The 23,006-nt window shown below is 71.8% G+C and carries 22 protein-coding genes; 8 read left to right on the plus strand and 14 right to left on the minus strand.

Annotation, left to right across the window (positions count from 1 at the left end; translation table 11 throughout):
* Positions 1-48 precede the first annotated feature (48 nt).
* The gene (locus tag ACO2Q3_RS01930) at positions 49-2,574 is read left to right on the plus strand and encodes an ATP-binding protein (RefSeq protein ID WP_423304702.1); all 2,526 of its coding nucleotides are present in this window, start codon (positions 49-51) and stop codon (positions 2,572-2,574) included.
* 153 nt (positions 2,575-2,727) lie between these two features.
* On the opposite strand, the gene ACO2Q3_RS01935 is transcribed toward ACO2Q3_RS01930, so the two are convergent.
* The 4 genes from ACO2Q3_RS01935 to ACO2Q3_RS01950 are packed head-to-tail and all read right to left on the minus strand — an operon-like array spanning position 2,728 to position 6,973.
* Positions 2,728-3,702, minus strand: coding sequence for an NADPH:quinone oxidoreductase family protein (locus tag ACO2Q3_RS01935; protein ID WP_423304703.1), 975 nt, complete (start codon positions 3,700-3,702; stop codon positions 2,728-2,730).
* 10 nt (positions 3,703-3,712) lie between these two features.
* Entirely contained in the window at positions 3,713-4,540 is an 828-nt protein-coding gene (locus ACO2Q3_RS01940; RefSeq protein WP_423304704.1) for an enoyl-CoA hydratase/isomerase family protein, read from the minus strand.
* 13 nt (positions 4,541-4,553) lie between these two features.
* The gene (locus ACO2Q3_RS01945) at positions 4,554-5,822 is read right to left on the minus strand and encodes an acyl-CoA dehydrogenase family protein (RefSeq protein WP_423304705.1); all 1,269 of its coding nucleotides are present in this window, start codon (positions 5,820-5,822) and stop codon (positions 4,554-4,556) included.
* A gap of 14 nt (positions 5,823-5,836) precedes the next feature.
* Entirely contained in the window at positions 5,837-6,973 is a 1,137-nt protein-coding gene (locus tag ACO2Q3_RS01950; RefSeq protein ID WP_423304706.1) for an acyl-CoA dehydrogenase family protein, read from the minus strand.
* 188 nt (positions 6,974-7,161) lie between these two features.
* On the opposite strand from ACO2Q3_RS01950, the gene ACO2Q3_RS01955 reads away from it, so the two are divergent.
* A complete protein-coding gene (locus ACO2Q3_RS01955) occupies positions 7,162-7,917 on the plus strand; it encodes a glycerophosphoryl diester phosphodiesterase membrane domain-containing protein (protein ID WP_423304707.1) in 756 nt (251 codons plus the stop codon).
* A 7-nt stretch (positions 7,918-7,924) separates the two neighbouring features.
* Here the strand turns inward: ACO2Q3_RS01955 and ACO2Q3_RS01960 are convergent, their stop codons facing one another.
* Positions 7,925-10,423 (minus strand): glycoside hydrolase family 3 C-terminal domain-containing protein, encoded by a 2,499-nt coding sequence (locus tag ACO2Q3_RS01960; protein WP_423304709.1) that lies wholly within the window; start codon positions 10,421-10,423, stop codon positions 7,925-7,927.
* Positions 10,424-10,534: 111 nt separating this feature from the next.
* On the opposite strand from ACO2Q3_RS01960, the gene ACO2Q3_RS01965 reads away from it, so the two are divergent.
* Positions 10,535-11,356 carry an enoyl-CoA hydratase gene (locus ACO2Q3_RS01965; protein WP_423304710.1) on the plus strand — a complete coding sequence of 274 codons (822 nt, stop codon included), beginning with the start codon at positions 10,535-10,537 and terminating at the stop codon, positions 11,354-11,356.
* A gap of 257 nt (positions 11,357-11,613) precedes the next feature.
* Here ACO2Q3_RS01965 and ACO2Q3_RS01970 read toward each other — a convergent pair whose 3' ends face one another.
* From ACO2Q3_RS01970 to ACO2Q3_RS01985, 4 genes are all read right to left on the minus strand, one after another.
* Entirely contained in the window at positions 11,614-12,144 is a 531-nt protein-coding gene (locus tag ACO2Q3_RS01970) for a chromate transporter (protein WP_423304711.1), read from the minus strand.
* Entirely contained in the window at positions 12,141-12,767 is a 627-nt protein-coding gene (locus tag ACO2Q3_RS01975; RefSeq protein ID WP_423304712.1) for a chromate transporter, read from the minus strand. The genes ACO2Q3_RS01970 and ACO2Q3_RS01975 overlap by 4 nt, the downstream gene beginning before the upstream one ends.
* A 69-nt stretch (positions 12,768-12,836) precedes the next feature.
* Complete coding sequence (locus tag ACO2Q3_RS01980) at positions 12,837-13,235, minus strand: Rap1a/Tai family immunity protein (protein WP_423304713.1); 399 nt, start codon at positions 13,233-13,235, stop codon at positions 12,837-12,839.
* 110 nt (positions 13,236-13,345) lie between these two features.
* On the minus strand, positions 13,346-14,389 hold the full coding sequence (locus ACO2Q3_RS01985) for a hypothetical protein (RefSeq protein WP_423304714.1): 1,044 nt from the start codon (positions 14,387-14,389) through the stop codon (positions 13,346-13,348).
* 156 nt (positions 14,390-14,545) lie between these two features.
* Between ACO2Q3_RS01985 and ACO2Q3_RS01990 the strand changes: the two genes are divergently transcribed.
* On the plus strand, positions 14,546-15,373 hold the full coding sequence (locus ACO2Q3_RS01990; RefSeq protein ID WP_423304715.1) for a DUF302 domain-containing protein: 828 nt from the start codon (positions 14,546-14,548) through the stop codon (positions 15,371-15,373).
* 36 nt (positions 15,374-15,409) lie between these two features.
* On the opposite strand, the gene ACO2Q3_RS01995 is transcribed toward ACO2Q3_RS01990, so the two are convergent.
* Together ACO2Q3_RS01995 and ACO2Q3_RS02000 are read right to left on the minus strand one after the other, a co-directional pair.
* The gene (locus ACO2Q3_RS01995) at positions 15,410-15,868 is read right to left on the minus strand and encodes a MarR family winged helix-turn-helix transcriptional regulator (protein WP_423304716.1); all 459 of its coding nucleotides are present in this window, start codon (positions 15,866-15,868) and stop codon (positions 15,410-15,412) included.
* 8 nt (positions 15,869-15,876) lie between these two features.
* Complete coding sequence (locus ACO2Q3_RS02000) at positions 15,877-17,457, minus strand: MFS transporter (RefSeq protein ID WP_423304717.1); 1,581 nt, start codon at positions 17,455-17,457, stop codon at positions 15,877-15,879.
* A 162-nt stretch (positions 17,458-17,619) separates the two neighbouring features.
* Here ACO2Q3_RS02000 and ACO2Q3_RS02005 point away from each other — a divergent pair, with 162 nt between their 5' ends.
* A complete protein-coding gene (locus tag ACO2Q3_RS02005) occupies positions 17,620-18,186 on the plus strand; it encodes a GrpB family protein (RefSeq protein WP_423304718.1) in 567 nt (188 codons plus the stop codon).
* 157 nt (positions 18,187-18,343) lie between these two features.
* Here the strand turns inward: ACO2Q3_RS02005 and ACO2Q3_RS02010 are convergent, their stop codons facing one another.
* A complete protein-coding gene (locus ACO2Q3_RS02010; protein ID WP_423304719.1) occupies positions 18,344-19,351 on the minus strand; it encodes an NAD(P)H-dependent flavin oxidoreductase in 1,008 nt (335 codons plus the stop codon).
* A gap of 99 nt (positions 19,352-19,450) precedes the next feature.
* Between ACO2Q3_RS02010 and ACO2Q3_RS02015 the strand changes: the two genes are divergently transcribed.
* Positions 19,451-20,077, plus strand: coding sequence for a TetR/AcrR family transcriptional regulator (locus ACO2Q3_RS02015; protein ID WP_423304720.1), 627 nt, complete (start codon positions 19,451-19,453; stop codon positions 20,075-20,077).
* A 7-nt stretch (positions 20,078-20,084) separates the two neighbouring features.
* Here ACO2Q3_RS02015 and ACO2Q3_RS02020 read toward each other — a convergent pair whose 3' ends face one another.
* Complete coding sequence (locus ACO2Q3_RS02020) at positions 20,085-20,675, minus strand: TetR/AcrR family transcriptional regulator (protein ID WP_423304721.1); 591 nt, start codon at positions 20,673-20,675, stop codon at positions 20,085-20,087.
* 92 nt (positions 20,676-20,767) lie between these two features.
* Between ACO2Q3_RS02020 and ACO2Q3_RS02025 the strand changes: the two genes are divergently transcribed.
* Together ACO2Q3_RS02025 and ACO2Q3_RS02030 are read left to right on the plus strand one after the other, a co-directional pair.
* Positions 20,768-21,622, plus strand: a complete 855-nt coding sequence (locus ACO2Q3_RS02025) for an isocitrate lyase/PEP mutase family protein (protein ID WP_423304722.1) — start codon at positions 20,768-20,770, stop codon at positions 21,620-21,622.
* Between the two features lie 14 nt (positions 21,623-21,636).
* Positions 21,637-21,999 (plus strand): nuclear transport factor 2 family protein, encoded by a 363-nt coding sequence (locus ACO2Q3_RS02030; protein ID WP_423304723.1) that lies wholly within the window; start codon positions 21,637-21,639, stop codon positions 21,997-21,999.
* Between the two features lie 4 nt (positions 22,000-22,003).
* Here ACO2Q3_RS02030 and ACO2Q3_RS02035 read toward each other — a convergent pair whose 3' ends face one another.
* Entirely contained in the window at positions 22,004-22,924 is a 921-nt protein-coding gene (locus tag ACO2Q3_RS02035) for a DMT family transporter (protein ID WP_423304724.1), read from the minus strand.
* Between the last annotated feature and the right edge of the window lie 82 nt (positions 22,925-23,006).

The following is a 23,006-nucleotide window of genomic DNA, read 5'->3' on the forward strand; positions in this document are numbered from 1 at the left end:
ACGTAAACCGCCCTTCAATGACTCTCGTTCACGGTGAAGCCCCTGAATTTGGCGGACTTCCTGGCTTTGCGCGTCAAGCGTTCCCTTTCCCGGCGATTCCTGATCGGCCTAGCCATCACCTCCCTGGCGGTGACGGCGCTGGCCTCGATCGGCGGATTCCTGGTGTTCGAGCGCGAACTGGAACGGCGCGAGATCGGCTTCCTCGGCGACTATGTCCGCGAGCGCAGCGTCAACATCGACAAGCGGTTCTCGCACCTGGCCAGCCACCACCAGGAAGCCGGCCAGGCCCTGGCGCGGCGGGTCGCGATGCTGGATCCCGCGACCACCGAACGCCTGCTCGACCTGCACTATCCGCTGCAGGCCGACGGCACCCGCCGCACCCGGCCCGCCGACTTCGACGGCCGTCTGGGCGCTGAGGGGCACCATACCTACGGCATGGGCGGCTTCCTCCGCGACGCCGGGACGATGAGCCCCGACGAGAAGAAGGTGCTGGCGGCGGCCTTCGGCGTGGTCTCCGAGTTCGGCCAGTCTATGCACGCCGACTACGACAACTTCTATTTCTTCACGCCGAAGACCCGGCTGGTGATGTTCGGCCCCGACCGGCCCGACCGGCTGATGTTCTACCGCCACGACGCGCCCGCCGACCTGGACGTCAGCCACGAGGAGATGGCCCGCATCACCCTGCCGGCCAACGACCCCGGCCGCGCCACCCGCTGCACCAACCTGCAGCGGCTGATCCAGGACAACCACGGCGAGCGGCTGGCCACCGGCTGCATCACCCCGGCCTATGTGAACGGCCAGTACGTCGGCTCGTTCGGCTCGTCGCTGGACCTGACCGGCTTCTTCCTCAACGCCATCAAGAAGACCCTGCCGGGCGCCTCCAACCTGGTGGTCACCGACAAGGCGGAGCTGATCGCCTATCCCGGCTTCGCCACGCCGGGTCGCGCCTCGCCGGAGACCGTCGCCCGCTACGAGCGGCAGCTGGGCCTGAAGGCGCTGATCGCCGCCATCAAGGCCACGGATCGGCCGGAAGGGGTGATCACCAGCCCGGATGGGGCCAACATCGTCGCCTTCAGCCGCCTGACCGGTCCCGACTGGTTCCTGCTGGTCAGCTATCCGAAGTCGGCAATGACCGCCTCGGCCGCCAGGTCGGCGTCCTGGGTGCTGCTGGTGGGCCTGATCGCCGCCGCCCTGCAGACCGCCCTGGTGGTGGCCCTGGCCCGGCGCGCCATCGTCCTGCCGCTGGAGCGCCTGGCGGAGGCCAGCGAGGCCGGCGCCGAGGGCGATCTGGACCGCTGCGCCCGGCTGCCGGAGACCGAGCGCCAGGACGAGATCGGCGTGCTCGCCCGCGCCCTGCAGAGCGAACGCGACACCGTGCGCGAGACCCTGGCCTCGCTGGAGGAGCGGGTCCGGCTGCGCACCGCCGAGCTGGAGAAGGCCAACGCCGAGAAGTCGCGCTTCCTGGCCAACATGAGCCACGAGCTGCGCACGCCGCTGAACGGGGTGATCGCCATCTCCGAGAGCCTGGCCGCCGAACAGACCACCGCCCACGGCCGCGAGCTGGCCGAACTGATCGTCTCATCCGGCCGCCTGCTGGAACAGGTGCTGACCGACATCCTCGACTTCTCCAAGATCGAGGCCGGCGAGATCACCCTGGCCCGCGAGGCCTTCTCGATGGAGGGGGTGGTGCGCCGCATCGCGGAGCTGCATCGCGCCTCGGCCGAGAGCAAGGGCCTGGAGATGGCCTGGCGCATCGACCCGGCCGCCGAGGGCCAGTGGATGGGCGATTCGGTGCGGCTGACCCAGGTGCTGTCCAACCTCTTGAGCAACGCGGTGAAGTTCACCGGCGAGGGCTCCGTGCGGCTGGAGGTCACCGCCGAGGCGGGCGTGATCGGCTTTGCCGTGACCGACACGGGCATCGGCTTCGACGACGAGGTCAGGGCGCGGCTGTTCCGCCGCTTCGAGCAGGCCGACGCCTCCATCCGCCGGCGATATGGCGGCACGGGCCTCGGCCTGGCCATCAGCCGCTCGCTCGTGGAGCTGATGGGCGGGCGCATCGACGTCACGTCCGAGCCCGGCAAGGGCTCCCGGTTCAGCTTCACCCTGCCGCTGGAGCATGCGGCAGGGCCGGCGGCGGCCGAGTCCGCAGACCAGGGCGACGCGATCAGCCTCGCGGGCGCCCGGGTGCTGCTGGCCGAGGACCATCCGACCAACCAGAAGGTCATCCAGCTGATCCTGGGCGCCGCCGGCGTCGACATCGACACGGTCGAGAACGGGGCGGAAGCGCTGGAGCGCCTCGCCGCCGGGCCCTACGACCTGGTGCTGATGGACATGCAGATGCCGGAGATGGACGGCCTGACCGCCACCCGCCTGCTGCGCGAACGCGAACGCGCCGCGGGGGCGCCCCGCACCCCGGTGATCATGCTGACCGCCAACGCCATGGACGAGCACGTGCGCGCCAGCCGCGAGGCCGGCGCCGACGAGCACCTCTCCAAGCCGATCCGCGCGGCCGCCCTGTTCGAGGCCATGGCGCGCCTGCTGGCGGAGGGCGAACGGGCGGCGGAGGTGGCGTAGGCGCTGCCTAGCTGGAGCCCCCTTCCCCCGCTTCGCGGGTACTTCCCCCAGAGGGGGAAGAGAACGGATGTGCGGGCTTCAGCGCTGTCTCTCTTCCCCCCTTGGGGGAAGTACGGCCGAAGGCCGGGATGGGGGTTCCAGCGGAGAGCCGGCTCACCCCACCCTCAGCACCGTCTTGCCCAATCCCTGGCCGGACAGGGCGAACTCCAACGCTGCAGCGAAGTCGTCGAACGCGAACACCCGCCCCACCGGCGGCGCCAGCCGGCCCTCGCCCACCCAGCCCAGCAGCTCGGCCAGGTGCGCCTGGGCCCGCCTGGCCTCGAACAGCATGAACTGGCGCACGTCGACGCCGACCAGGGCCGCACCCTTCATCAGCGTCAGGTTGGCCGGCAAAGCCGGGATCGGACCGCCGACGAAGCCGACCACCAGATGCCGCCCGCCCCAGGCCATGGAGCGGAACGCCAGTTCGAACAGCGGCCCGCACACCGGGTCGAAATAGACGTCGACGCCCTTGCCCTCGGTCAGCGCCTTCAGCCGGTCGCGCCAGCCCTCGGGCGCGGTGTCGATGGCCAGATCCGCACCCAGCGCCTGGGCAAAGGCGCGCTTGTCCTCGCTGGAGGCGCAGGCGATCACCTGGGCGCCCAGCAGCTTGCCCAGCTGCACCGCCGCCGCGCCGACGCCGCCGGCCGCGCCGCTGACCAGCAGCCGCTCGCCAGGCTGCAGCGCGCCACGGTCGCGCAGGCCGTGCAACGCGGTGATGTAGTTGATGCGAAAGCCGCACGCGGCCTCGAAGCTCATGGCGTCGGGGATCTTCGCCACCGCCGGCGCCCGGGCCAGGGCGTACTCGGCAAAGCCGCCGCCGACCTGGGCCATCACCCGATCGCCGGGGGCCAGGCCGCTCACGCCCTCGCCCACGGCGTCGACCACCCCCGCCGCCTCCCCGCCCGGGATGTGCGGGACCGGCGGCTTGACCTGGTAGCGGCCCAGCGAGACCAGGGCGTCCACATAGCCGACCCCGCAGGCCGCCACCTTGATCCGCACCTCGCCCGGCCCCGGCTCGGGGGTGGGCAGGTCGACCAGGTGGTAGTCGGCGACGCTGTTCAGCGCCTGCGCCTGGACGGCCTTCATGGACGCACCGTCATCGCCTGGCCGCCTCGCGTTCGGCGCGGGCCTTGGGATAGTCCGGCGGCCGCTTCTCCAGGAAGGCGCGCACGCCCTCGCCGAAGTCCTCACCCTGGGCGCACAGGATCTGGTTGCGGTCCTCCATGGCGATCGCCGCCTCCAGGCCGTTGGCGTCGAGGGCGTGGTTCAGCGCCTCCTTGGTCAGGCGCAGGCCCAGCGGCGTGGTCAGCAGCATCTCGGCCACCAACTTCTGGCCCTCGGCCTCCAGCTGGTCGGCCTCGACGATGGCGCTGAAGAAGCCCAGCGCCAGCCCCCGCTCCGCCCCCAGGAACCGGCCGGTAAGCATCAGTTCGGACGCCACCGAGGCGCCCACCATGCGCGGCAGGAAGTACGACACGCCGATATCGCACGCCGACAGGCCGATCTTGATGAAGGCCGCATTGCCCCGCGCCCGCGGCGTGCCGATCCGCACGTCCGACGCCAGCGCCAGGGCGAAGCCGCCCCCGCTGGCCGATCCGTCCCACAGGCAGATGATCGGCTGCGGGCAGCGGCGCATGGCGATGACGATCTCGCTGATCCGCCGCTGGCCGATCAGCCCCGCGCCCGGCCCGCGCTCGGCGCCGCTGGAGTTGTCGCGTTCCTTCAGGTCCAGCCCGGCGCAGAAGTTGGCGCCCGCCCCGCGCAGCACCACCACGCGGATGTCGTGGCGCCAGTAGAGCTCCACGAACAGGTGGCGCAGCTCCTCCACCAGCTGGCGGCTGAGGGCGTTCAGCCGCTCGGGCCGGTTCAGCGTCACCCACAGGGCGTCGCCGCGCTGATCGACCATCAGGGTCTCGTAGTCCATGCGGCCGGCCTCCCTAGCTCTTGGCCGCCTGGCGGCCGCTGGTGGGGATCTGGTTGAAAGGTACGTCCTTGTCGACCCGCACGTCCGCCGGCAGGCCCAGCACCCGCTCGGCGATGATGTTGCGCAGGATCTCGTCGGTGCCGCCCTCCACCCGCGTCGCCGGCGAGCGCAGCAGCATGGCCTGGAAGCGGGCGTTGGCCGCCGACAGCTCCGGATCGTTGACGATCCCCATCTGCGCCTGCAGGTCCAGGGCGAAGGCGGCGATGTCCTGCATGGTGGCGCCGGCCACCAGCTTGCCGATCGAGTTCTCCGGCCCCGGGGTCTCGCCGCGCGAGATCGCCGAGAGCGAGCGGAAGCCGTTGTACTTCAGGCCCGTGGTGCGGATCGCCCAGGTGGCCAGCTTGGAGCGCACCGCCCGGTCGTCGATGGCCAGGCCGTTCGGCGTCTCCAGCCGGCAGCACAGGTCGAACAGCTCGGGGAAGCCGGTGGACATGCCCGAGCCGATCGACAGGCGCTCGTTCATCAGCGTGGTCAGGGACACGCCCCAGCCGCCGCCCACCGGACCCAGGCGCTGGGCGTCGGGGATGCGCACGTCGTTGAAGAACACCTCGTTGAAGCCCGACTGGCCGTTGGCCTGCTTGATCGGGCGGATCTCGATGCCCGGCGACTTCATGCTCAGGAAGAACATGGTCAGACCCTTGTGCTTGGGCACGGTGGGGTCGGTGCGGGTGATCAGGATCGCCATGTCTGAGTACTGGGCGCCCGAGGTCCAGATCTTCTGGCCGTTGATGATCCAGTCGCCGGAGCCGTCGGTGGCCTTCTCGGCCTTGGTGCGCAGGCCGGCCAGGTCGGAGCCGCCGGCCGGTTCGGAGAACAGCTGGCACCAGATCTCCTCGCCCGCCGCCAGCGGCGGCAGGTAGCGGCGCTTCTGCTCCTCGGAGGCGTAGGCCATCACCGTCGGGCCGCACATGCCGTGGCCGATGATGAACACCCCGCCCAGGGCGCCGTAGGGGCCCTCCTCCTGCTGCCAGATCACCCGCTGGATCGGCGTGGCGCCCCGGCCGCCGTATTCCTTGGGCCAGTGCAGGCAGGCCCAGCCGGCCTCGGCCTTCTTCTTCTGCCAGGCCTTGGCGGCGACCATCGGGTCGACGCTGGTCACGCCGTTGCCGCCGAACCCGGCGCGCTTCAGCTCAGGCTCCAGCTCGCGGGGAGCGTTGGCGTCGATCCAGGCGCGGACCTCGGCGCGGAAGGCGGCTTCCTCGGGGGTGTCGTCGAAATTCATCTGAGGCTCTCCCGTCAGGCCGCCGCGGGGGCGTTGCGCGCACGCATGCGCTGGATCAGGGCGTCTTCCCACTGCGACAGGCTGCCCAGGTTCAGGGCCAGCAGGTTGGAGCGGCGGTAGAACAGGTGGCAGTCGAAGGCCCAGGTGAAGCCCATGCCCCCGTGCACCTGGATGTTGTTCTTGGCGCAGTGCTGGAAGGCCTGGGTCGCGGCCACCCGGCACGACGCCGCCGCCTCGGCCAGTTCCGGCGCGCCGGTGGAGAGGGCCCAGGCGCCGTAGTAGCCGTTCGACCGCGCCAGGGTCGCCGAGACGTACATGTCGGCCAGCATGTGCTTGACCGCCTGGAACGAGCCGATCGGCCGGCCGAACGCCATCCGCTCCAGGGCGTAGTCGCGCGCCATCTCCAGCGCCCGGTCGGCGCCGCCGATCTGCTCGAAGGCGGTCAGGATGGCGGCGTGGTCGAAGACCTTGGAAATCAGGCTCCAGCCCTCGCCCGCCTCGCCCAGCAGCTCGGCCGGCGCGCCGTCGAAGACGATGTCGGCGTGGCTGCGGGTGGGGTCGATGGTCTCGATCACGGTGCGGGTGACGCCGGGCCCCGTCAGGTCGACCAGCGCCAGCGACAGGCCGCGCTCGTCCTGGCCGGGCGCGGTGCGCACCGCGACGATCGCGAGGTCGGCGATGTCGCCGTCCGCCACCGCCCGCTTGGTCCCGGTCAGCTTGCCGCCGTCCAGCCGCGCCTGGATCGACTTGGGCGACACGCCGCCCAGGCCCTCGACCTGGGCGAAGGTCCCGATCGCCTGGCCGGAGGCCAGCTTCGGCAGCCAGGCCGCCTTCTGCGCGTCCGAGCCCGCAGCCAGCAGGAACTCCGTGGCGAGGAACACCGACGACGAGAACGGCACCGGCGCGATGGCGCGGCCCATCTCCTCGGCGATCACGCACAGCTCCAGGTAGCCGAGGCCGAGGCCGCCGTATTCCTCGGGGATCACCACCCCCAGGAAGCCCATTTCCGCCAGCCCCTTCCACAGGGCGGCGTCGTAGGACTGCGGGCCTTCCAGCACCGCGCGCGCGGCCGCCGTGGGGGCCTTGGCGTCGAGGAAGCGGCGGGCCTGCTCCTTCAAGGCCTTCTGGTCGTCTGAGAATTCGAAATTCATCCTGGGCCTCGAAACGTCTCCCTCGCACGGTCGGCCGCGCGTTTCGGCGGCACCCTGACGCCGGCCGGCGGGGGCTGTCGAGACTGACGCGAGGGGAGGTTGCCGCGACGACGCCGACTGGCCACCCAGCCCGCGACGCGATAGAGCCGGGGGCGGCGCGCCGGCGCTCTGCGGGGGACAGACACAGTATGGCGTTGGAGATCGGGCCGAGGGACTCCCTCGACATCGGCAAGGTGCTGGCGGGGGCGGTTTCGGCCGGCCGCGCGCGGCTGGGCGATCTGCTGATCGTGGCGGTGTTCTTCCTGCTGCTGCCGCAGGTGCTGCTGGGCTTCGCCCCCGGCAAGTTTCCCGATCCCGAGTACGGCTTCTGGAACTTCCTCGCCTCGCTGCCCGGCATGGTGTTCGACGGCGCCGCGGGCCTGATCCTCTACGGCGCCCTGAGCGGCGGCGGCGCCGAGCCGCCGGCGGCCGGCGCCATCCGCGGGGCGCTGCGCCGCCTGGCGCGCATCTTCATGGTGCAGGTGGTGGCCGGCGTCGGCATCGTGCTGGGTCTGGTGCTGCTGATCGCGCCCGGCCTGTTCCTGGCCTCCGTCTGGCTGGTCGCCACCCCGCTGCTGGTGATCGAGGACACCACCGTCGCCGGCGCCCTGCGCCGCAGCCTCGACCTGAGCAAGGGCTCGCGCTGGCGGCTGCTGGCCATCCTGGGGATCATGACGCTGATCGTCGTCGGCCTGGCGATCGTGTTCGGCGGCGTGCTGGGCGTGCTGATCGCCACGGCCGGCCCGGCGGACATGCAGGAGCGGCTGATCAAGTTCATCGTCACGCCAATCCTGGCGGTGCTGGTGCGCGTGGTCACCCTGTCGGTGATCACCTCCACCTACGCCGAGCTTCGCCGCATCGAGGCCGGCGCCACCACGCGACAGGTCGCGCAGACCTTCGAGTGAGACGCGCCTACTCCAATCGGACCGTGGCCTGCAGCTCGATATCGGCCGCCGAGCAGCCCACCAGCAGGTCGTAGGCGCCCTTGTCGGCGATCCAGGCCTTGCGCGCCGGGTCGTAGTAGCTGAACGCGCGCGCATCCAGGGTGAGGCTCACCGTGCGGCTCTCCCCAGGCGCCAGGGCCACCTTGGCGAAGCCCTTCAGCTCCTTCACCGGCCGCTCGACCGCCGGGCCGCGCGGGCGCACGTACAGCTGGGCCGTCTCCTTGCCGGGACGCTGGCCCTCGTTCTTCAGCGTGAACGTTACCGTGACGGGATCCCCGGCCCTCACCTGCTCGGGCGCCTTCAGGTCGGCGTACCGGAAGCGCGTGTAGGTCAAACCAAACCCGAACGGGAACATCGGCGCCTCGCCGGCGCGGTCGTAGTGGCGATAGCCGACGAACAGGCCCTCGCCGTAGTCCGCCTCCTCGCCTCCGGGGTAGTAGGGCCAGGCCGGGGTGTCCTCGATCCGCCGCGGGAAGGTCACCGGCAGGCGGCCGGAGGGTTCGGCCGCGCCGAACAGCACCCGCGCCACCGCGTCGGGCCCCTCCTCGCCGCCCAGCCAGGCGCACAGCATGGCGGGGACGTGATCGATCCACGGGAAGGCGTAGGGGCTGCCGCCCGTGAACACGATGGCCGTGTTGGGATTGGCCGCCAGCACCGCCTCCACCAGGGCGTTCTGGTCGCCCGGCAGCTCCAGGTCGCGACGGTCGTAGCCCTCGCCCTCGCTGATCGAGGCTGCGCCGATCACCACGATGGCCGCGTCCGCCCCGGCCGCGACCTCGGCGGCCTCGGCGATCGACCCGCGCGGCTGGCGCACGCCGACGATCACCTGCTCCCAGGTCACGCCCTTCAGGCTCTCGGGGCGGACATATTCGATGCTGATCGGATAGCCGCGACCGGCGCTCAGCGTCGCCCGGCCCGTGCGTCGCTCCACGCGCATGCCGCCGACGTCCCAGTCATCCACCGCGCCCGGCGTGGCGGGGTCCACGATCACCTGGCCGTCCAGCAGGATGCGGCCGTGTCCCGGCGCGCGCAGCGACAGCTCGTGCATGCCGTCCTTCTCCGGCCAGAACCAGCCGCTCCAGCGCAGCGCCCCTACCCCCGAGCCGGTCAGGCCCATGGCGCTCATGGAGACCAGCTTGCCGATCTGCCGTTCCACCTGGCGCTTGCTGGGCGCGCCCTCGAAGCCGCGTTCGGCGAAATAGTCGACGGTCAGTCCCGGCTGGCCCCGGGCGTTGTCCGGGCTGAACATGTCGGGCCTGGCCGCGGGCGGCACGGGCTCGTTGTCGCCGCCGTCGGCGTGGACGACCTCGGCCTGTCCCGCCATCAGGTCCTGCACCGCCTGCAGGATCGAGATCTGCCGGCCGGCGCGCACCTGCGAGGAGCCGCCCCCCTGGATGCGGCGGGCGGCGGCGTTGGGTCCGACCACCGCCACGGTGCTGACCTTGGCGGGGTCGAACGGCAGCAGCTCGCCCTGGTTCTTCAGCAGCACCAGCGCCTCTTCCGCCGCGCGCGCGGCGATCTGGCGGTGGCGGCGGGTGCGCAGCTCGCCCTTCGGCGGATCGCGGCCGTCCAGCACGCCGGTGCGCAGGATCAGGCGCAGCATGCGCCGGGCCGCCGCGTCGATCTGGTGTTCCGGCGTCTCGCCCGCCTCGACCGCCTTCAGCAGCTTGTCGCCGAACCAGCGGGCCGGCCCCGGCATCTCCAGGTCGTTGCCGGCGTTGGCGGCGGGGGCCGTGGAGTGGACCGCGCCCCAGTCGGACACCACCACCCCGTCATAGCCCCACTCGCGCTTGAGGATCTCGGTCAGGAGGTAGGGGTTGTCGGTGGCGTAGGTCCCGTTGATCCTGTTGTACGAGGCCATTACCGTCCACGGATTGGCGGCCTTCACCACCATCTCGAAGGCGGCCAGGTAGATCTCGCGCAGGGTCCGCTCGTCGACCCTGGCGCTGACGGTCAGGCGGTTGAACTCCTGGTTGTTCACCGCATAGTGCTTCAGCGAGGCGCCGACCCCCTCGTCCTGCAGGCCGCGCACATAGGCCGTCCCCAGGGTCCCGGCCAGGAACGGGTCTTCCGAATAGGTCTCGAAATTGCGGCCCCAGTTGGGGATGCGCATGATGTTGATGGTCGGCGCCAGGACCACGCGGTTGTCCAGCGCCAGGGCCTCGCGGCCGATCGCCTGCGCTACCTCGCGGGTCAGCTCCGGGTTCCAGGTGGAGGCGATGGCGACGCCCACAGGAAACACCGTGGCCGCCTCGCCCTCGTTGGACCGCACCCCCGTCGGCCCGTCGGTCACCCGCACCTGGGGCACGCCCAGCCGCTCGACGCCGTGCAGGGTGAAGGCGGCCGAGCCGGCCATCAGCGCCACCTTTTCGGCCAGCGTCAGGCGGCCCAGCAGATCCTCGACGCGGTCTTCCAGCGGCGCGTTGGCGTTGCGGAAGGTTTCATGCGCGGCGGTGTCGGCGGTCATGCCCGGGGCTCCTCCAACGGGTTGCGCTTCCTTGGCGTCCGGAAGAACGTGACGGGGCGCCCGGAAACGTCTTGGGCGACCAATGCGACGGGCGCGAAAGGATCGCAAGCCATGACCGACCAGACATCCGGGCCGACCGCGGGGGACGGCCAGGTCCAGGTCCGGCTGGATCAACGCGAGGGCGGCGTGGTGGCCTTCGTCGTCCTGGACAACGCCCGGCGCCTGAACGTGATGAACTCTGCCCTGATGGAGGGCTTCGTCGCCACCCTGGCCGAGCTGGCCGACAACGAGGCGTTGCGGGCCGTCGTGCTGACAGGCGCCGGAGACCGCGCCTTCGTCGGCGGCGCCGACGTCGACGAGATGGCCGCCATCGCCAGCCCGGACGCCGCGCGTAGCTTCATCCTCAAGGTGCACGCCTGCTGCCGCGCCGTGCGCGACCTGCCCGTGCCCGTGATCGCCCGCGTAAACGGCTACTGCCTCGGCGCGGGCCTGGAGCTGGCGGCGGCCTGCGATCTACGGGTCGCCTCCCTGGGCTCGACCTTCGGCATGCCGGAGGTGAAGCTGGGCATCCCTTCGGTGGTGGAGGCCGCCCTGCTGCCCGGCCTGGTCGGCTGGGGCCGCGCCCGGCAGATGTTGCTGCTGGGCGAGACCTTCGGCGCCGCCGAGGCGCGCGCCTGGCGATTGATCGAGGAGGCCTGCCCCGCCGCCGAGATCGACCTGACCGTCGAGCGCTGGCTGGCGGCGCTGATGACCTCGACGCCCAAGGCGGTGCGCCTGCAGAAGGCCCTGATCCGCCGCTGGGAGGACCTGCCGCTGACCGAGGCCATCGCCGCCGGGGTGGAAGCCTTCGCCGACGCCTATCGCAGCGACGAACCGGCCCAGGCGATGCAGGCCTTCCAGGACGCCCGCGCCGCCCGCCGCGGCGGGGGCTGAGGCCCCCTTCAACCCGACCGAACACGATCGCCTTCCCCCTCTCAACCGTCATCCCCGGGCGTAAGTCCCGGGGATCCATGAACGCGTGAGAGGCTGTCGCGAGCGGCAGCGGAGCGACGCACAGGCGGCGCCCGCCCTGCCGTGGCGCGCCCTTCGAAGCGCGCCAATCGTGCTCTCGTGTGCAAGACCCTCGGGACTTACGCCCGAGGGTGACGGTGGTGGGCTGAAGCCGGGCGATGTCTTGCGGGCCGCCGGCGTTAGGAAAGCAGTCCCACCGCCCCGAGTCCCCCGGCGATCGCCAGGCACCACAACGGATTGTACTTGGTGAAATAGGACACCGCGGCCGTGGCGGCGGTGATGATCCCCAGCTTCCAGCCGTGGTCGGCGGCGCGCACCAGGACCAGGGCGCTGGAGGCGATCAGGCCGACGGTCACCGGGGCGACGCCGGCTGCGATGGCGTTGCGCCAGCGGGTCTCGCGGTAGCGGTCCCAGGCCTTCACCAGCCAGTAGGTCAAGAGGCACGACGGCGCACACATCGCCGCCGTGGCCGTGAGGGCGCCGGCCAGGCCGGCCGCCTTCCAGCCCACCAGGGTGGCGATCAGGAAGTTCGGGCCGGGCGAGGCCTGGGCGATGGCGAACAGGGCGGCGAAGTCCTTGTCGGTCATCCAGTGGTGCACGCCCACCGCCTGGCGCTGGATCTCCGGGACAACGGCGTTGGCGCCGCCGAAGGCCATCAGCGACAGGATGGCGAACTGGGTCAGCAGGGCGCCGAGAATCGAGACCTTCACGCCGCCCCTCCCCCGCCCCGGCGCAGGGTCCAGACCACCGCCACGCTCACCGGCGCCAGCGCCAGCAGCACCCAGGGCAGCGGCCAGCGCATCACGCCCACGCCGGCGAACGCCAGCAGGACGAAGGGCCCGGCGCTGAGCAGCCGGCTGCGCAGCAGCGGCTCGGCCATCTTCGCCGCCGTGGCGACCACCAGCCCGGCCGCCGCCGCCCCCAGGCCCGTGACCGCGCCCTGCAGCCGCTCAAGCCCGCCGAACCGGCTGTAGAGCGCGCCCAGGACGATGACGATCGCCATCGGCGCCAGCACCAGGCCGCTGACCGCCGCCACCGCGCCGCGCGCGCCGGCGAACCGCTGGCCGGTGGCGATCGACAGGTTGACGATGTTGGGCCCGGGCAGGGACTGGCAGAGCGACAGGGTCTCGTTGAACTCGTCCGCCGTCAGCCAGCCGCGCCGCTCGACCAGCATGCGCCGGGCGAACGGCAGCACGCCGCCGAAGCCGGAGATGGCGATGCCGAGGAAGGCGAGGAACAGCGCCCGGGTGTCGGGAGCCGGGATCCGGGAGGCGACAGCGCCAGGCGGCGCGGGGCGCTCGGCCGGCGCCGGGTCAGGCGGCGAAGCGGACATGGCCGGAGCTTGTGCGGCCAGGCGCGTCGGCTGGCAAGCCGCGCGCGCCCTTACCCCTCGCCCTGCCGGTCAGGCGCAGGGATAGGCCGCCTTCAGCGCCATGTAGACCACGTCGGGCCCGGCGTAGCGGCGGTTCTCGGCGTGATCGGTCAGGTAGCGGGACACCGTCTCGACCATCTGGTCGGCGTCGATGTCGGGCAGGCAGACGGCCGCCGCGCGCGGCGGTCCGGCGATCGGCGCCGTCCCCTGCCCCGCCTGGAGGGTGTCGCTCACCCCCAGCACATAGCCGCGGCAGGCCGCCTTGCGCGCCGCGAAGTCGGGGTCGGCCGGGCCGGCGGCGCAACGCTGGTAGAGGGCCTCGCCGGTGAAGAACTCCCGATCGCTCGGGGCCGCGGCGGCGCTCACGCCAGCCAGCACCGCGCCCGCCGCCACACTCCCCGCCGCCAGCGCCAGCACCATCCGCCGCATCGTCCGCTCCCCGAAATTGTACGCGGCCGGACCATGCGGTGAGTCGCCGTCCGGCCAGAACCGCCCCTGGAGTCACATTCCCGTTGCCCCCGCCGGCGTCAGAGGCGGGTTCAGGCGGCGGCGCGGGCGTCCAGGGCGTCGAGCCTGGCCAGCAGGGCGGCCGCGCCAGCCTCGCCGCGGACGGCGGCGATCTGGCCTTTGAGCGCCTCGCGGGTGCGCGCGGCGGCGAGATCGCGCTCGGTCTTGCCGTGCCACTCGACCATCCTGGCCCACACCGGATCGATGATCTCGGCGCCCGGGACCACCTTGCCGTCGACCGTCCGCCACTGCCAGCTGCGCATCTCGGAGATCAGCACCTGCAGGTAGCCGACGTGGATCGCCTCGTCGGTGCGGATGCGCTCGACCATGGTCGCGGCCAGCTCGGCCGCCTGCCGGCGATCGGTGAACAGCTCCGGATCGCGGAACACCCGGCAGCACAGCGAGAAGAACGATTCCGCACGGATCTCGATCATCAGCACATTCATCAGGAACTTGATGAGCTGCTCGTAGCCTTCGGGAATCTGGGGCATTTCCCGGTCTTCCACCGGCCGGGCGATGGAGGCGGGAACTTCCGGCAGCGGATAGGCGTCCTTGCCGAACACCAGGTCGCGGGCGGCGAACCACATGGCGTCATGCGCCCGCTCGCCCGGCTTGGCCGGATCGCCGCCCTCGTCGGCGCCGTGGGCGTACAGCAGGCCGGCGTTCATGTGGCCGGTGGCGCTGTCGTCGATCGGCTCGACGATCAGCCGCTGCATGTCCGGGGCGGTGACGTTGCACAGGGCCTGGCCGCGCGCCTCGATCACCCCGGTGGTGGTCAGCGAGTTCCACAGCGTCTGGCCGAAGCCTTCCTGCAGCAGCAGCTTCTGCTGGGCGAAGGTGGGGTAGCCCTCGCGCTGCAGCAGGGCGCCCGTGGCGTCGATCAGCGGCCAGCCCCGCGCCTGCAGCGCCTCGCCCCAGGCCTTGACCGCCGGCCAGCGCGCCTTGGTGCGCGGCGAGACATAGGTCCCATCGGCGGTGAAGCCGCCATGCAGCCGGTAGCCCGCCTCCTCATGCGGCCGCGCGTAGTCGTGGCTGCTCATGATCTCGTCGCGGGTATAGCGCAGGCGGGCGTCCATGGTGTCCTCCGGGGCGGCGGGCGCGCGGCTCTTGATGGCCGTCGCCGCAATCTTATCGCTGTTCAGGCGAAGACAAAGTGCTTTCGGGCAAGCGCCCGGCGATCCGAACGCTTAAGTTTGGCCGCGACGCTTCGGAAGAAGGACAAGGAGACCGACATGGCCGAGGAAGGGCTGGTAACCGTGCGCAGCGCCAACAGCTTCGCCACCACCGTGAGTCTGGTGGAGGGGGTGCTGGCCGCGCGCGATCTGATCCTGTTCGGCAAGGTCGACCACGCCGCCGGGGCCAAGGCGTTCGGCCAGGCCCTGCCGCCCACCGTGGTGCTGCTGTTCGGCTCGCCGAAGGGCGGCACGCCGCTGATGGCCGCCAACCGCATGATCGGCCTCGACCTGCCGCTGAAGGCGCTGGTCTGGGAAGACGACGAGGGCGCCGTGTGGGTGACCTACCGCGAACCGCACGCGGTGGCCTATGAGCACGGGCTCGAAGGCCCGGACTTCCCGGCGCTGGAGGCGATGAGCCAGATCTATGCGGCGATCTGCGGCGCGGTCGCCGTGGCCGCGCCGCAGGCGCCCGTGCGGCCGGCCGACGAGGCCCTGGCGCGGGACTCCGGCCCCGGCCCCCTGCGCAGCCAGGTCAGCGCCGCCGGCCAGGCCTTCATCGCCGACGAACCCTTCAGCAACAACGGCACCGAGATGGGCCCCTCGCCCCACACCCTGCTGTCGTCGGGCCTGGCCGCCTGCACGGCGCTGACCGTGCGCTCCTACGCCGACCGCAAGGGCTGGCCGCTGGTCCACGTCGAGGTCAGCGCCGAGCATTTCAAGGACGCGGACCAGACCCCGCCCGACCGCTTCAGCCGCAAGATCACCCTGCACGGCGACCTCGACGCCGAGCAGGTCCGCCGCCTGCTGGAGATCGCCGACCGCTGCCCGGTGCACCGCACCCTGGTCGGCGGCTCGCGCGTGGAGACGGTGCTGGTTCCGGCGTAGGGCGACGCGATCGCCCATGCGGCCGCGCCCCGCCCGCTAGCGGTCTCCCGCCAGCCGGGTCAGCGGCTCGGCCGCGGCGGCCAGGGCGGCGCGCGCCTCTGGCGACAGGGTGGACAGCCGCGCCGCCAGCCAGTCGTTGCGCCGCCGGCGGATGGCGTCGAGCGCCTTCTGGCCCGTGGCGGTGATGCGCAGGCCGACCCGCCGACGGTCCTCCTCCGAGGCCGCGTCGCGACCGATCCAGCCGGCCGCCTCCAGGCGCTTGACGTGGCTGGACATCGACGGGCGGGTCATCTGCTCATGGTCGGCCAGGGTGCTCACGCCGATGCCGGGGTGCTTCTTGACCGCCCCCAGGATCTGGGCGTCGAGGGCCGACACCCCTGCCCGCTGCGCCTCGCGGCGCAGGGCGCGCGAGGTGCGCAGCAGCGCCGGGCGCAAGGCCTCGGCCAGGTCCAGGATCGCCTTGTCGACCGTCGGCCGGGCGGGGACTGCGGTCATGGCGGCCTCTAGGCGCGAGCCCGCGAGGGGCCGTGCAGTTCCGCGCCGGCGCCCTTGGGCAGGGTGATGAAGAACAGGGTCGAGATCATCGCCACGGCGCCGATGACCAGGAAGCTCGGGGTGATCAGGGCGGCCGTCAGATGCTTCGCGCCGGCGTGCGACATCGACAGGTGCAGCAGGGTCGCCGCCATGCCGACGCCGATGCTCTGCGACAACTGCTGGCCCATGGTCGACATGGTCGAGGCGCGGCTCATGCGGACGCGGTCGATGTCGGCGAAGGCCATGCCGTTCAGGCTGGTGAACTGCAGCGAGCGGAAGAAGCCGCCGGCCAGCAGCACGGCGTAGATCATCCAGTGCGGGGTGGCCGGGGTGAACAGGGCGTAGCCCATGAAGGTCAGGGCGACGACCACGGCGTTGACGCTGAGCACGGCCTTGAAGCCGAAGCGCTGCAGGATCGGCGGGGCGGCGGTCTTCATCACCAGGGCGGCGGCGGCGCTGGCGAAGGTCATCAGCCCCGCCTGCAGGGCCGAGAGGCCGAACGCCACCTGCAGCAGCAGCGCCAGCAGGAAGGGCGAGGCGCCCATGCCCATGCGCATGAAGGCGCCGCCCACCACCGAGGCGGAGAAGGTGCGGATCTTCAGCAGCGACAGGTCGAGGATGGCGTGCGGCGTGCGGCTGGCGTGCCAGGCGTAGACCAGCATGCACAGGATCCCGCCGCCCAGCATGCCGCCGACCGCCCAGGCCGGGAACGCCCCGCGTCCCAGGTTCTCGAAGCCGTAGACGATGCCGGCCATGCCGATGCCGGTCAGGAACAGGCCGGGCCAGTCCAGCGGCGCGGGCTCCTCCTCCTTCACGTCGTCGATGAAGCGGGTGACCAGGAACAGGCCCAGCGCCGCGATCGGGATGTTGAAGAAGAAGCACCAGCGCCAGGAGGCATAGGTGACGATGAAGCCGCCGATCGGTGGTCCCAGCACCGGCCCCAGCAGCGCCGGCATGGTCAGCACCGACATGGCGCGCACCAGGTTGTGCTTGGGCGTCGAGCGCAGCAGCACCAGCCGGCCGACCGGGCCGAGCATGGCGCCGGCGGCGCCCTCGGCGAAGCGCGCCAGCAGCAGCTCGGGCAGGTTCTGGGCGATGCCGCAGGCGGCGCAGGCCGCGGCGTAGGCGACGATGGCCAGCAGGAACATCCGCTTGGCCCCGAACTTGTCGGCCGCCCAGCCGCTGATCGGCAGGAACACCGCCGAGGCCAGCAGGTAGACGGTGATCGCGGTGTTCAGGTTGACCGGGTTCTCCTGCAGCGTGCGGGCCATGCTGGGCAGGGCGTTGTTGATCACCGTGGCGTTCAGCGTCTGCATCACCAGGGCGCCGCCGATGATCGCCGGCACCAGGGAGCTGAACGGCGCGGCCGCCTCGTCCGGGGTCTCTGCGCGGGCCTCGGCGAGCGCCTCGTGCGGCGGCTCCTCCTCCAGCACGGTGACGCCCAGATCCTCGCCATCGGCCTGCACGGCGATGTCGCTGACGAAGGGGGTCTCGACCAGATCGTTGTCGCCGACCGCGTCGGCGCGACGGGCCAGGGCGCCGTCATCCATGCTGTCACACCTGAAATACGCTTGATCCGAAAGTGGATCGCTACGGGAAAATGGAATCTAATTAGTTAGGTTGCCTAACTATCGTCATTTCCCATCGGCGGATCAAGTCCCCGGCGCCGCGGCATTGTGCTACAAGCCCGCGCCGCGTCGCCGGAGCGCTCCATGGCCGAGTTCAGCTACACCGAGGAAGAGTACGCGAAGATCCACCTGGCGCCGGTGAAGGCGCACGACGGACCGGTGGCGCTGTCGCCCTACGATCCGGCCTGGCCGGCGCTGTACGAGGCCGAGGCCGCCAGGGTGCGCGCCGCCCTGGGGCCGGCCGCCGACGTGCATCACGTGGGCTCGACCTCGATCCCGGGGATCAGCGCCAAGCCGATCATCGACATGCTGCTGGTGGTTGCCGACAGCGCCAACGAAGTCGCCTATGTGCCGGCGCTGACGGCGCAGGGCTATCGGCTGCACGTGCGCGAGCCCGACTGGAACGAGCACCGGCTGCTGAAGGGGACGCAGCCCGCGGCGAACCTGCACGTGTTCAGCGCCGGCAATGGCGAGGTCCGCCGGATGCTGGCCTTCCGCGACTGGCTGCGCTCGCACGATGACGAACGGGCGCTGTACGAGGCCACGAAGACCGAACTGGCCAGCCGCACCTGGAAGTACGTGCAGCACTACGCCGACGCCAAGGGCGAGGTCGTCGAGGCGATCATCGCCCGGGCGCTGGCGGCGGGCTGAAGGCGACAGCAGACATTCTCTTCCCCCTTTGGGGGAAGTGGATCGGCGCCGAAGGCGGCGAGACGATGGGGGCTCCAGCGGAGCGCTGACGCCAGGCTGGAGCCCCCTTCCCCGGCTTCGCCGGTACTTCCCCCAGAGGGGGAAGAGAGGCGTTGGCCTACTCCGCCGCGAACGCCAGCGGCTGGCCGGCGGTGAACGCGGTCTTGGCGGCCAGTTCGCGCTTGGCCTGTTCGTACTCCGACGACAGGCGGGCGATCAGCTCGCCGGCGGTGGGGATGTGCTTGACGGCGCCGATACCCTGGCCGCAGCCCCAGATGTCGCGCCAGGCCTTGGCCTCGGTGTTGCCGCCCGAGCCGAAGTTCATCTTCGACGGGTCGGCCGTGGGCAGGTTGTCGGGATCGAGGCCGGCCCGCTCGATCGACGGGCGCAGGTAGTTGCCGTGCACGCCGGTGAACAGGTTGGAATAGAGGATGTCCTCGCCGGAGCTCTCGACGATCATGTCCTTGTAGCCCTGCACCGCGCGGGCCTCCTGAGTGGCGATGAAGGCCGAGCCGATATAGGCGAGGTCGGCGCCCATGGCCTGGGCGGCCAGGATCGCCCAGCCGTTGGAGATCGCCCCGGACAGGGCGATCGGGCCGTCGAACCATTCGCGCAGCTCATGCACCAGGGCGAAGGGCGACAGCCGGCCGGCGTGGCCGCCGGCGCCGGCCGCCACCGGGATCAGGCCGTCGGCGCCCTTTTCCACCGCCTTGCGGGCGAAGCCGGAGTTGATCACGTCGTGCAGCACCACGCCGCCCCAGCCGTGCACCGCCTGGTTGACGTCCTCGCGGGCGCCCAGCGAGGTGATCACCACCGGCACCTTGTACTTGGCGCAGAGGGCGACATCCTCCTCGAGACGGTTGTTGGTCTTGTGCACGATCTGATTCACCGCGAAGGGGGCGGCGGGGGTGTCGGGATGGGCCCGGTCCCAGGCCGCCAGCTCCTCGGTGATCTGGGCCAGCCATTCGTCGAGCTGCGACACCGGGCGGGCGTTCAGAGACGGGAACGAGCCGACCACGCCGGCCTTGCACTGGGCGATCACCAGCTCGGGGCCGGAGATGATGAACAGGGGCGAGCCGATGGCCGGCAGGCGAAGACGATCACGCAGGACGGGCGGCAGAGCCATGGGATTTCCTCATCGATAGGCGTTTCGCGAGCGATCCAACCATGTTAAGCGTACACTGTAAACACCATTTTCCGGAGCCCGCGTGACCAAGGCCGCCTCATGACCGACGCCAAGGCGGATGGCCCGCCCGCCCGGACCCGCGCCCGCTCGGCGGAGGACCGCGAGGCGATGCGCGAACGCCTGTGCCAGGTGGCCGCGCGGCTGTTCGTCGACCAGGGCGAGGCGGCCTTCTCCATGCGCGCCCTGGCCGCGGAGGTCGGCTGCAGCCCGATGGCCGCCTATCGCTATTTCGAGACCAAGGAAGACCTGCTGGCCGCCGTGCGCGCCCGGGCCTTCCGGCGGCTGGCGGAGGCGCTGGAGTCGGTGGCCGAGGGCGAGCGCCGCAAGGCCCGCGACATCGGCGAGGCCTACGTCCGCTTCGCCGACGAGAATCCCGCCGAATACCGGCTGATGTTCGACCTCACCCAGCCGGACGAGGGACGCTATCCCGACCTGGCGGAGGCCGCCGCCGCGGCGCGGATCGGCATGAGCCGCTATGTGCGCGAGATGGTCGAGGCCGGGGTGCTGGAGGGCGATCCCGAGCTGCTGGGCTATGTGTTCTGGGCGACGATCCACGGCCTGATCGTGCTGCGGCTGGCCGGGCGGCTGCCCAAGGAACCCGGGTTCGAGGTCCTGCGCCGCACGGCGCTGGGCGCGCTGATGAAGGGCTTCCGGGCGGGGCGATAGGCCGGCCTCAGGCCCGGCGCCGCAGCCCCTCGATCACCGCCTCCAGCGCGGCGGCGTGCTGGCGGCCGACGGCGGCCGGATCCTCCGCCGAGGCGCAGGCCACGGCCGCCTCGGTCACCGCGCCCACCAGCAGCCGGGCCAGCGGCTCGACCGGCTGGCGCGCCAGCAGGCCCTGGTCCATGGCCTGGGTCAGGGCGATCGGGAACATGCGGCCGAAGTGTTCGGCGTCGATCTGCCGCCAGCGCTCCCAGCCCAGCACCATCGGTCCGTCGTGCAGGATGATCCGCCCCAGCGCCGGTTCGGCGCAGGCGGCGAAGTACTCGCGCGAGCCCACCACCATCCCGTCCAGCACGTCGCGCGCCCCGACGGACTTGCCGATCACCCGGCGCACCAGCCCGCGCGAGGCCTGGTCGAACACCGCCTCGAACAGCGCCTCCTTGGACGCGAAGTGATGGTAGACCGCGCCCTTGGCCACCCCTGCCGCGGCGGCGATCCGGTCGATGGTGGTCGCGGCGAAGCCGTCGCCGGAGAACGCCGCCTCCGCCGCCGCCAGGATCGCGCCCCGGGTCTTCTCGCGCCGTTCCGCCTGACTCGCCATGCCCCTGCCTAGCACGAAATCGGCGGCCACGGTTTGACAAACCGACGCAGCGTCGGTATTTACCGACCTCCAGTCGGTTTATGGAGCGCGCGATGGTCGATGAAGCCCAGCAGGACCGGGCGCGCCGGTTCCGCGCCCAGCACGACGCCGGCTGCTTCGTGCTGCCCAACGCCTGGGACATCCCCAGCGCGCTGATGGCCATGGACGCCGGCTATCCGGCGATCGGCACCACCTCGGCCGGCGTCGCCTTCGCCATGGGCCTGATGGACGGTGAGAAGATCGGCCGCGAGCGCATGCTGGCCGTGGCGGGCAGCATCGCCCGTCGCCTGCCGATCCCGGTCACCGCCGACCTCGAGGCCGGCTATGGCCCCTCCCCCGCCGACGTGGCCGAGACCGTGCGCCTGGCGATCGCGGCGGGCGTGGTGGGCTGCAACATCGAGGACAGCGATCCGGCCACGCGCGAGCTGATCGCGGCCGACGCGCAGGCCGAGCGGATCGCCGCCGGCGTCGCCGCCGCGCGGCAGGCCGGCCTGGACGACTTCGTGCTGAACGCGCGCACCGACGCCTATTTCCTGGGCCGCCATCCGCCTGACGCAGCGTTCGAGGAGAGCGTGCGGCGCGGCCGCCTCTATCTCGACGCCGGCGCGCGCTCGGTGTTCGTGCCGGGCCCCGGCGACGCGGCGACCGGCAAGGCCCTGGCCGACGCCCTGCCCGGCCCCCTCAACCTGATGGCGGGCGGCTTCGGCCCCACAGCCTCTGCCGCCGAGCTGTTCCGCGCCGGCGTGCGGCGGATCTCGCTGGGCGGCAGCCTGATGGCGGCGGCCTACGACCACGCGCGCACCGTGCTGGCCGAGATCAAGGCCTGCGGCGAGTTCGCCTACACCGCCCGCAGCGGCCCGGCCTTCCTGCGCCTGGCGGGCCTCGTCCACACCCACCCCGAAGCCTGACCAGAGGATCTCCCATGCCCGACCGAGCCGTTGTCGAAGCCTTCGCCGCCGCCGTGGAGGCCGGCCGCTTCATCGAGGCGCTGGAGGGCTGGTACGCCCCCCAGGCCACCATGCGCGAGAACGTCGGCGCGCCGCGCGGCGGCCTGCCGGTGCTGATCGAGGGCGAACGCCACGTCATGGCCCGCTCCAAGGCGATCAAGGCCTCGCGCCTGTCGCCGATCCTGATCGAGGGCGACATGGTGGCGATTCGTTGGGCCTTCGAATTCACCGGCGCGGACGACAAGGTGCGCCGCATGGAGGAGATCGCCTGGCAGCGGTGGGACGGCGACAAGGTGGTCGAGGAACAGTTCTTCTACGACCCCGGCCAGATGGCCTGAGCCGTCAGGCCTCGGCGGCCTCGGTCGGGGCGGCCTTGCCCTTCCACTGCGCGATCACCACCCCGGCCAGGGCCAGGACGCCGCCCAGGGCCTGCACCGGGGTCATCGCCTCGCCGAACACCAGGAAGGCCAGCAAGGCCGCGGCCACCGGCTGCACCAGAACCACCAGGGCGGCGGTGGCGGTCGGCAGGCGGCCCAGCGCCCAGGCGATCGAGCCCTGGCCCAGCACGTGCACCAGGCCGAGCGCCGCCAGCGGCCCCCACAGCATCGGGTCCGTCGGGATGAGCGGCTCCTTGAGAACCACCGCGACCAGCAGCAGGATCGGCGCGCCGGCCAGGCTCGACCAGGTCATCACCCGGGTCGCCGACTGGCTGGTGCGGGCCTGGCGCACGGCGACGAAATAGAGGCCGTACCAGAAGGCGGTGGAGATCGAGAGGGCGTCGCCCAGGTGCGGCCGTGTCCCGACCGCGCCGGCGCCGGCGTTGGCCAGCGCCATCACCACGGCGCCGCCGACCGCGACCGCCAGCCCCAGCAGGAACACGCCGCGGGGCCGCTCCTTGAACAGCAGCCACGCCGCCAGGGTCACCAGCACCGGCGTCAGGTTCGGCAGGACGGTGGCGTTGGCGACGCTGGTGAAGCGGATGCCGTAGTGCCAGCACGCCAGGTCGAGGGCGAACATCAGGCCGGCGGCGAGGTTCGCCGGGGTGGCCTTGCCGATCCCGCCCTCGCGGCGAACGCTCATCGCCACCAGGATCGGCAGGGCGAACACCAGCCGCCAGAAGCCGGTGGCCGCGGGTCCGGTCTGCGACAGCCGCACGAAGATCGGCGCGGCGCCGATCGCCAGGGCGCCGAACACCAGGGCCGCCAGGGCCAGACGCTGGGAATGATCGCCGGGCGGCGCGGTGTCGACGGAAGCGGCGGTCATGGCGGCCTCATGCGCCGGCGGCGGCGGCGCGTCCAGCCGGGGGCGCGAAAATTCTGCGGCGGCGCAGAAATCGCAGCCGGAA

Origin of the sequence: Caulobacter sp. KR2-114 (genome assembly GCF_049446115.1) — a bacterium.
Classification (GTDB): Bacteria; Pseudomonadota; Alphaproteobacteria; order Caulobacterales; family Caulobacteraceae; genus Acaudatibacter.

Excerpts from the sequence above, each read along its gene's own strand:
- ACO2Q3_RS01935 (WP_423304703.1), bottom strand. The coding sequence starts at position 3,702 with ATGAAGGCCGTCCAGGCGCAGGCGCTGAACAGCGTCGCCGACTACCAC.
- ACO2Q3_RS01940 (WP_423304704.1), bottom strand. The coding sequence starts at position 4,540 with ATGGACTACGAGACCCTGATGGTCGATCAGCGCGGCGACGCCCTGTGG.
- ACO2Q3_RS01945 (WP_423304705.1), bottom strand. The coding sequence starts at position 5,822 with ATGAATTTCGACGACACCCCCGAGGAAGCCGCCTTCCGCGCCGAGGTC.
- ACO2Q3_RS01950 (WP_423304706.1), bottom strand. The coding sequence starts at position 6,973 with ATGAATTTCGAATTCTCAGACGACCAGAAGGCCTTGAAGGAGCAGGCC.
- ACO2Q3_RS01955 (WP_423304707.1), top strand. The coding sequence starts at position 7,162 with ATGGCGTTGGAGATCGGGCCGAGGGACTCCCTCGACATCGGCAAGGTG.
- ACO2Q3_RS01960 (WP_423304709.1), bottom strand. The coding sequence starts at position 10,423 with ATGACCGCCGACACCGCCGCGCATGAAACCTTCCGCAACGCCAACGCG.
- ACO2Q3_RS01965 (WP_423304710.1), top strand. The coding sequence starts at position 10,535 with ATGACCGACCAGACATCCGGGCCGACCGCGGGGGACGGCCAGGTCCAG.
- ACO2Q3_RS01975 (WP_423304712.1), bottom strand. The coding sequence starts at position 12,767 with ATGTCCGCTTCGCCGCCTGACCCGGCGCCGGCCGAGCGCCCCGCGCCG.
- ACO2Q3_RS01980 (WP_423304713.1), bottom strand. The coding sequence starts at position 13,235 with ATGCGGCGGATGGTGCTGGCGCTGGCGGCGGGGAGTGTGGCGGCGGGC.
- ACO2Q3_RS01985 (WP_423304714.1), bottom strand. The coding sequence starts at position 14,389 with ATGGACGCCCGCCTGCGCTATACCCGCGACGAGATCATGAGCAGCCAC.
- ACO2Q3_RS01990 (WP_423304715.1), top strand. The coding sequence starts at position 14,546 with ATGGCCGAGGAAGGGCTGGTAACCGTGCGCAGCGCCAACAGCTTCGCC.
- ACO2Q3_RS01995 (WP_423304716.1), bottom strand. The coding sequence starts at position 15,868 with ATGACCGCAGTCCCCGCCCGGCCGACGGTCGACAAGGCGATCCTGGAC.
- ACO2Q3_RS02000 (WP_423304717.1), bottom strand. The coding sequence starts at position 17,457 with ATGGATGACGGCGCCCTGGCCCGTCGCGCCGACGCGGTCGGCGACAAC.
- ACO2Q3_RS02005 (WP_423304718.1), top strand. The coding sequence starts at position 17,620 with ATGGCCGAGTTCAGCTACACCGAGGAAGAGTACGCGAAGATCCACCTG.
- ACO2Q3_RS02010 (WP_423304719.1), bottom strand. The coding sequence starts at position 19,351 with ATGGCTCTGCCGCCCGTCCTGCGTGATCGTCTTCGCCTGCCGGCCATC.
- ACO2Q3_RS02015 (WP_423304720.1), top strand. The coding sequence starts at position 19,451 with ATGACCGACGCCAAGGCGGATGGCCCGCCCGCCCGGACCCGCGCCCGC.
- ACO2Q3_RS02020 (WP_423304721.1), bottom strand. The coding sequence starts at position 20,675 with ATGGCGAGTCAGGCGGAACGGCGCGAGAAGACCCGGGGCGCGATCCTG.
- ACO2Q3_RS02025 (WP_423304722.1), top strand. The coding sequence starts at position 20,768 with ATGGTCGATGAAGCCCAGCAGGACCGGGCGCGCCGGTTCCGCGCCCAG.
- ACO2Q3_RS02030 (WP_423304723.1), top strand. The coding sequence starts at position 21,637 with ATGCCCGACCGAGCCGTTGTCGAAGCCTTCGCCGCCGCCGTGGAGGCC.
- ACO2Q3_RS02035 (WP_423304724.1), bottom strand. The coding sequence starts at position 22,924 with ATGACCGCCGCTTCCGTCGACACCGCGCCGCCCGGCGATCATTCCCAG.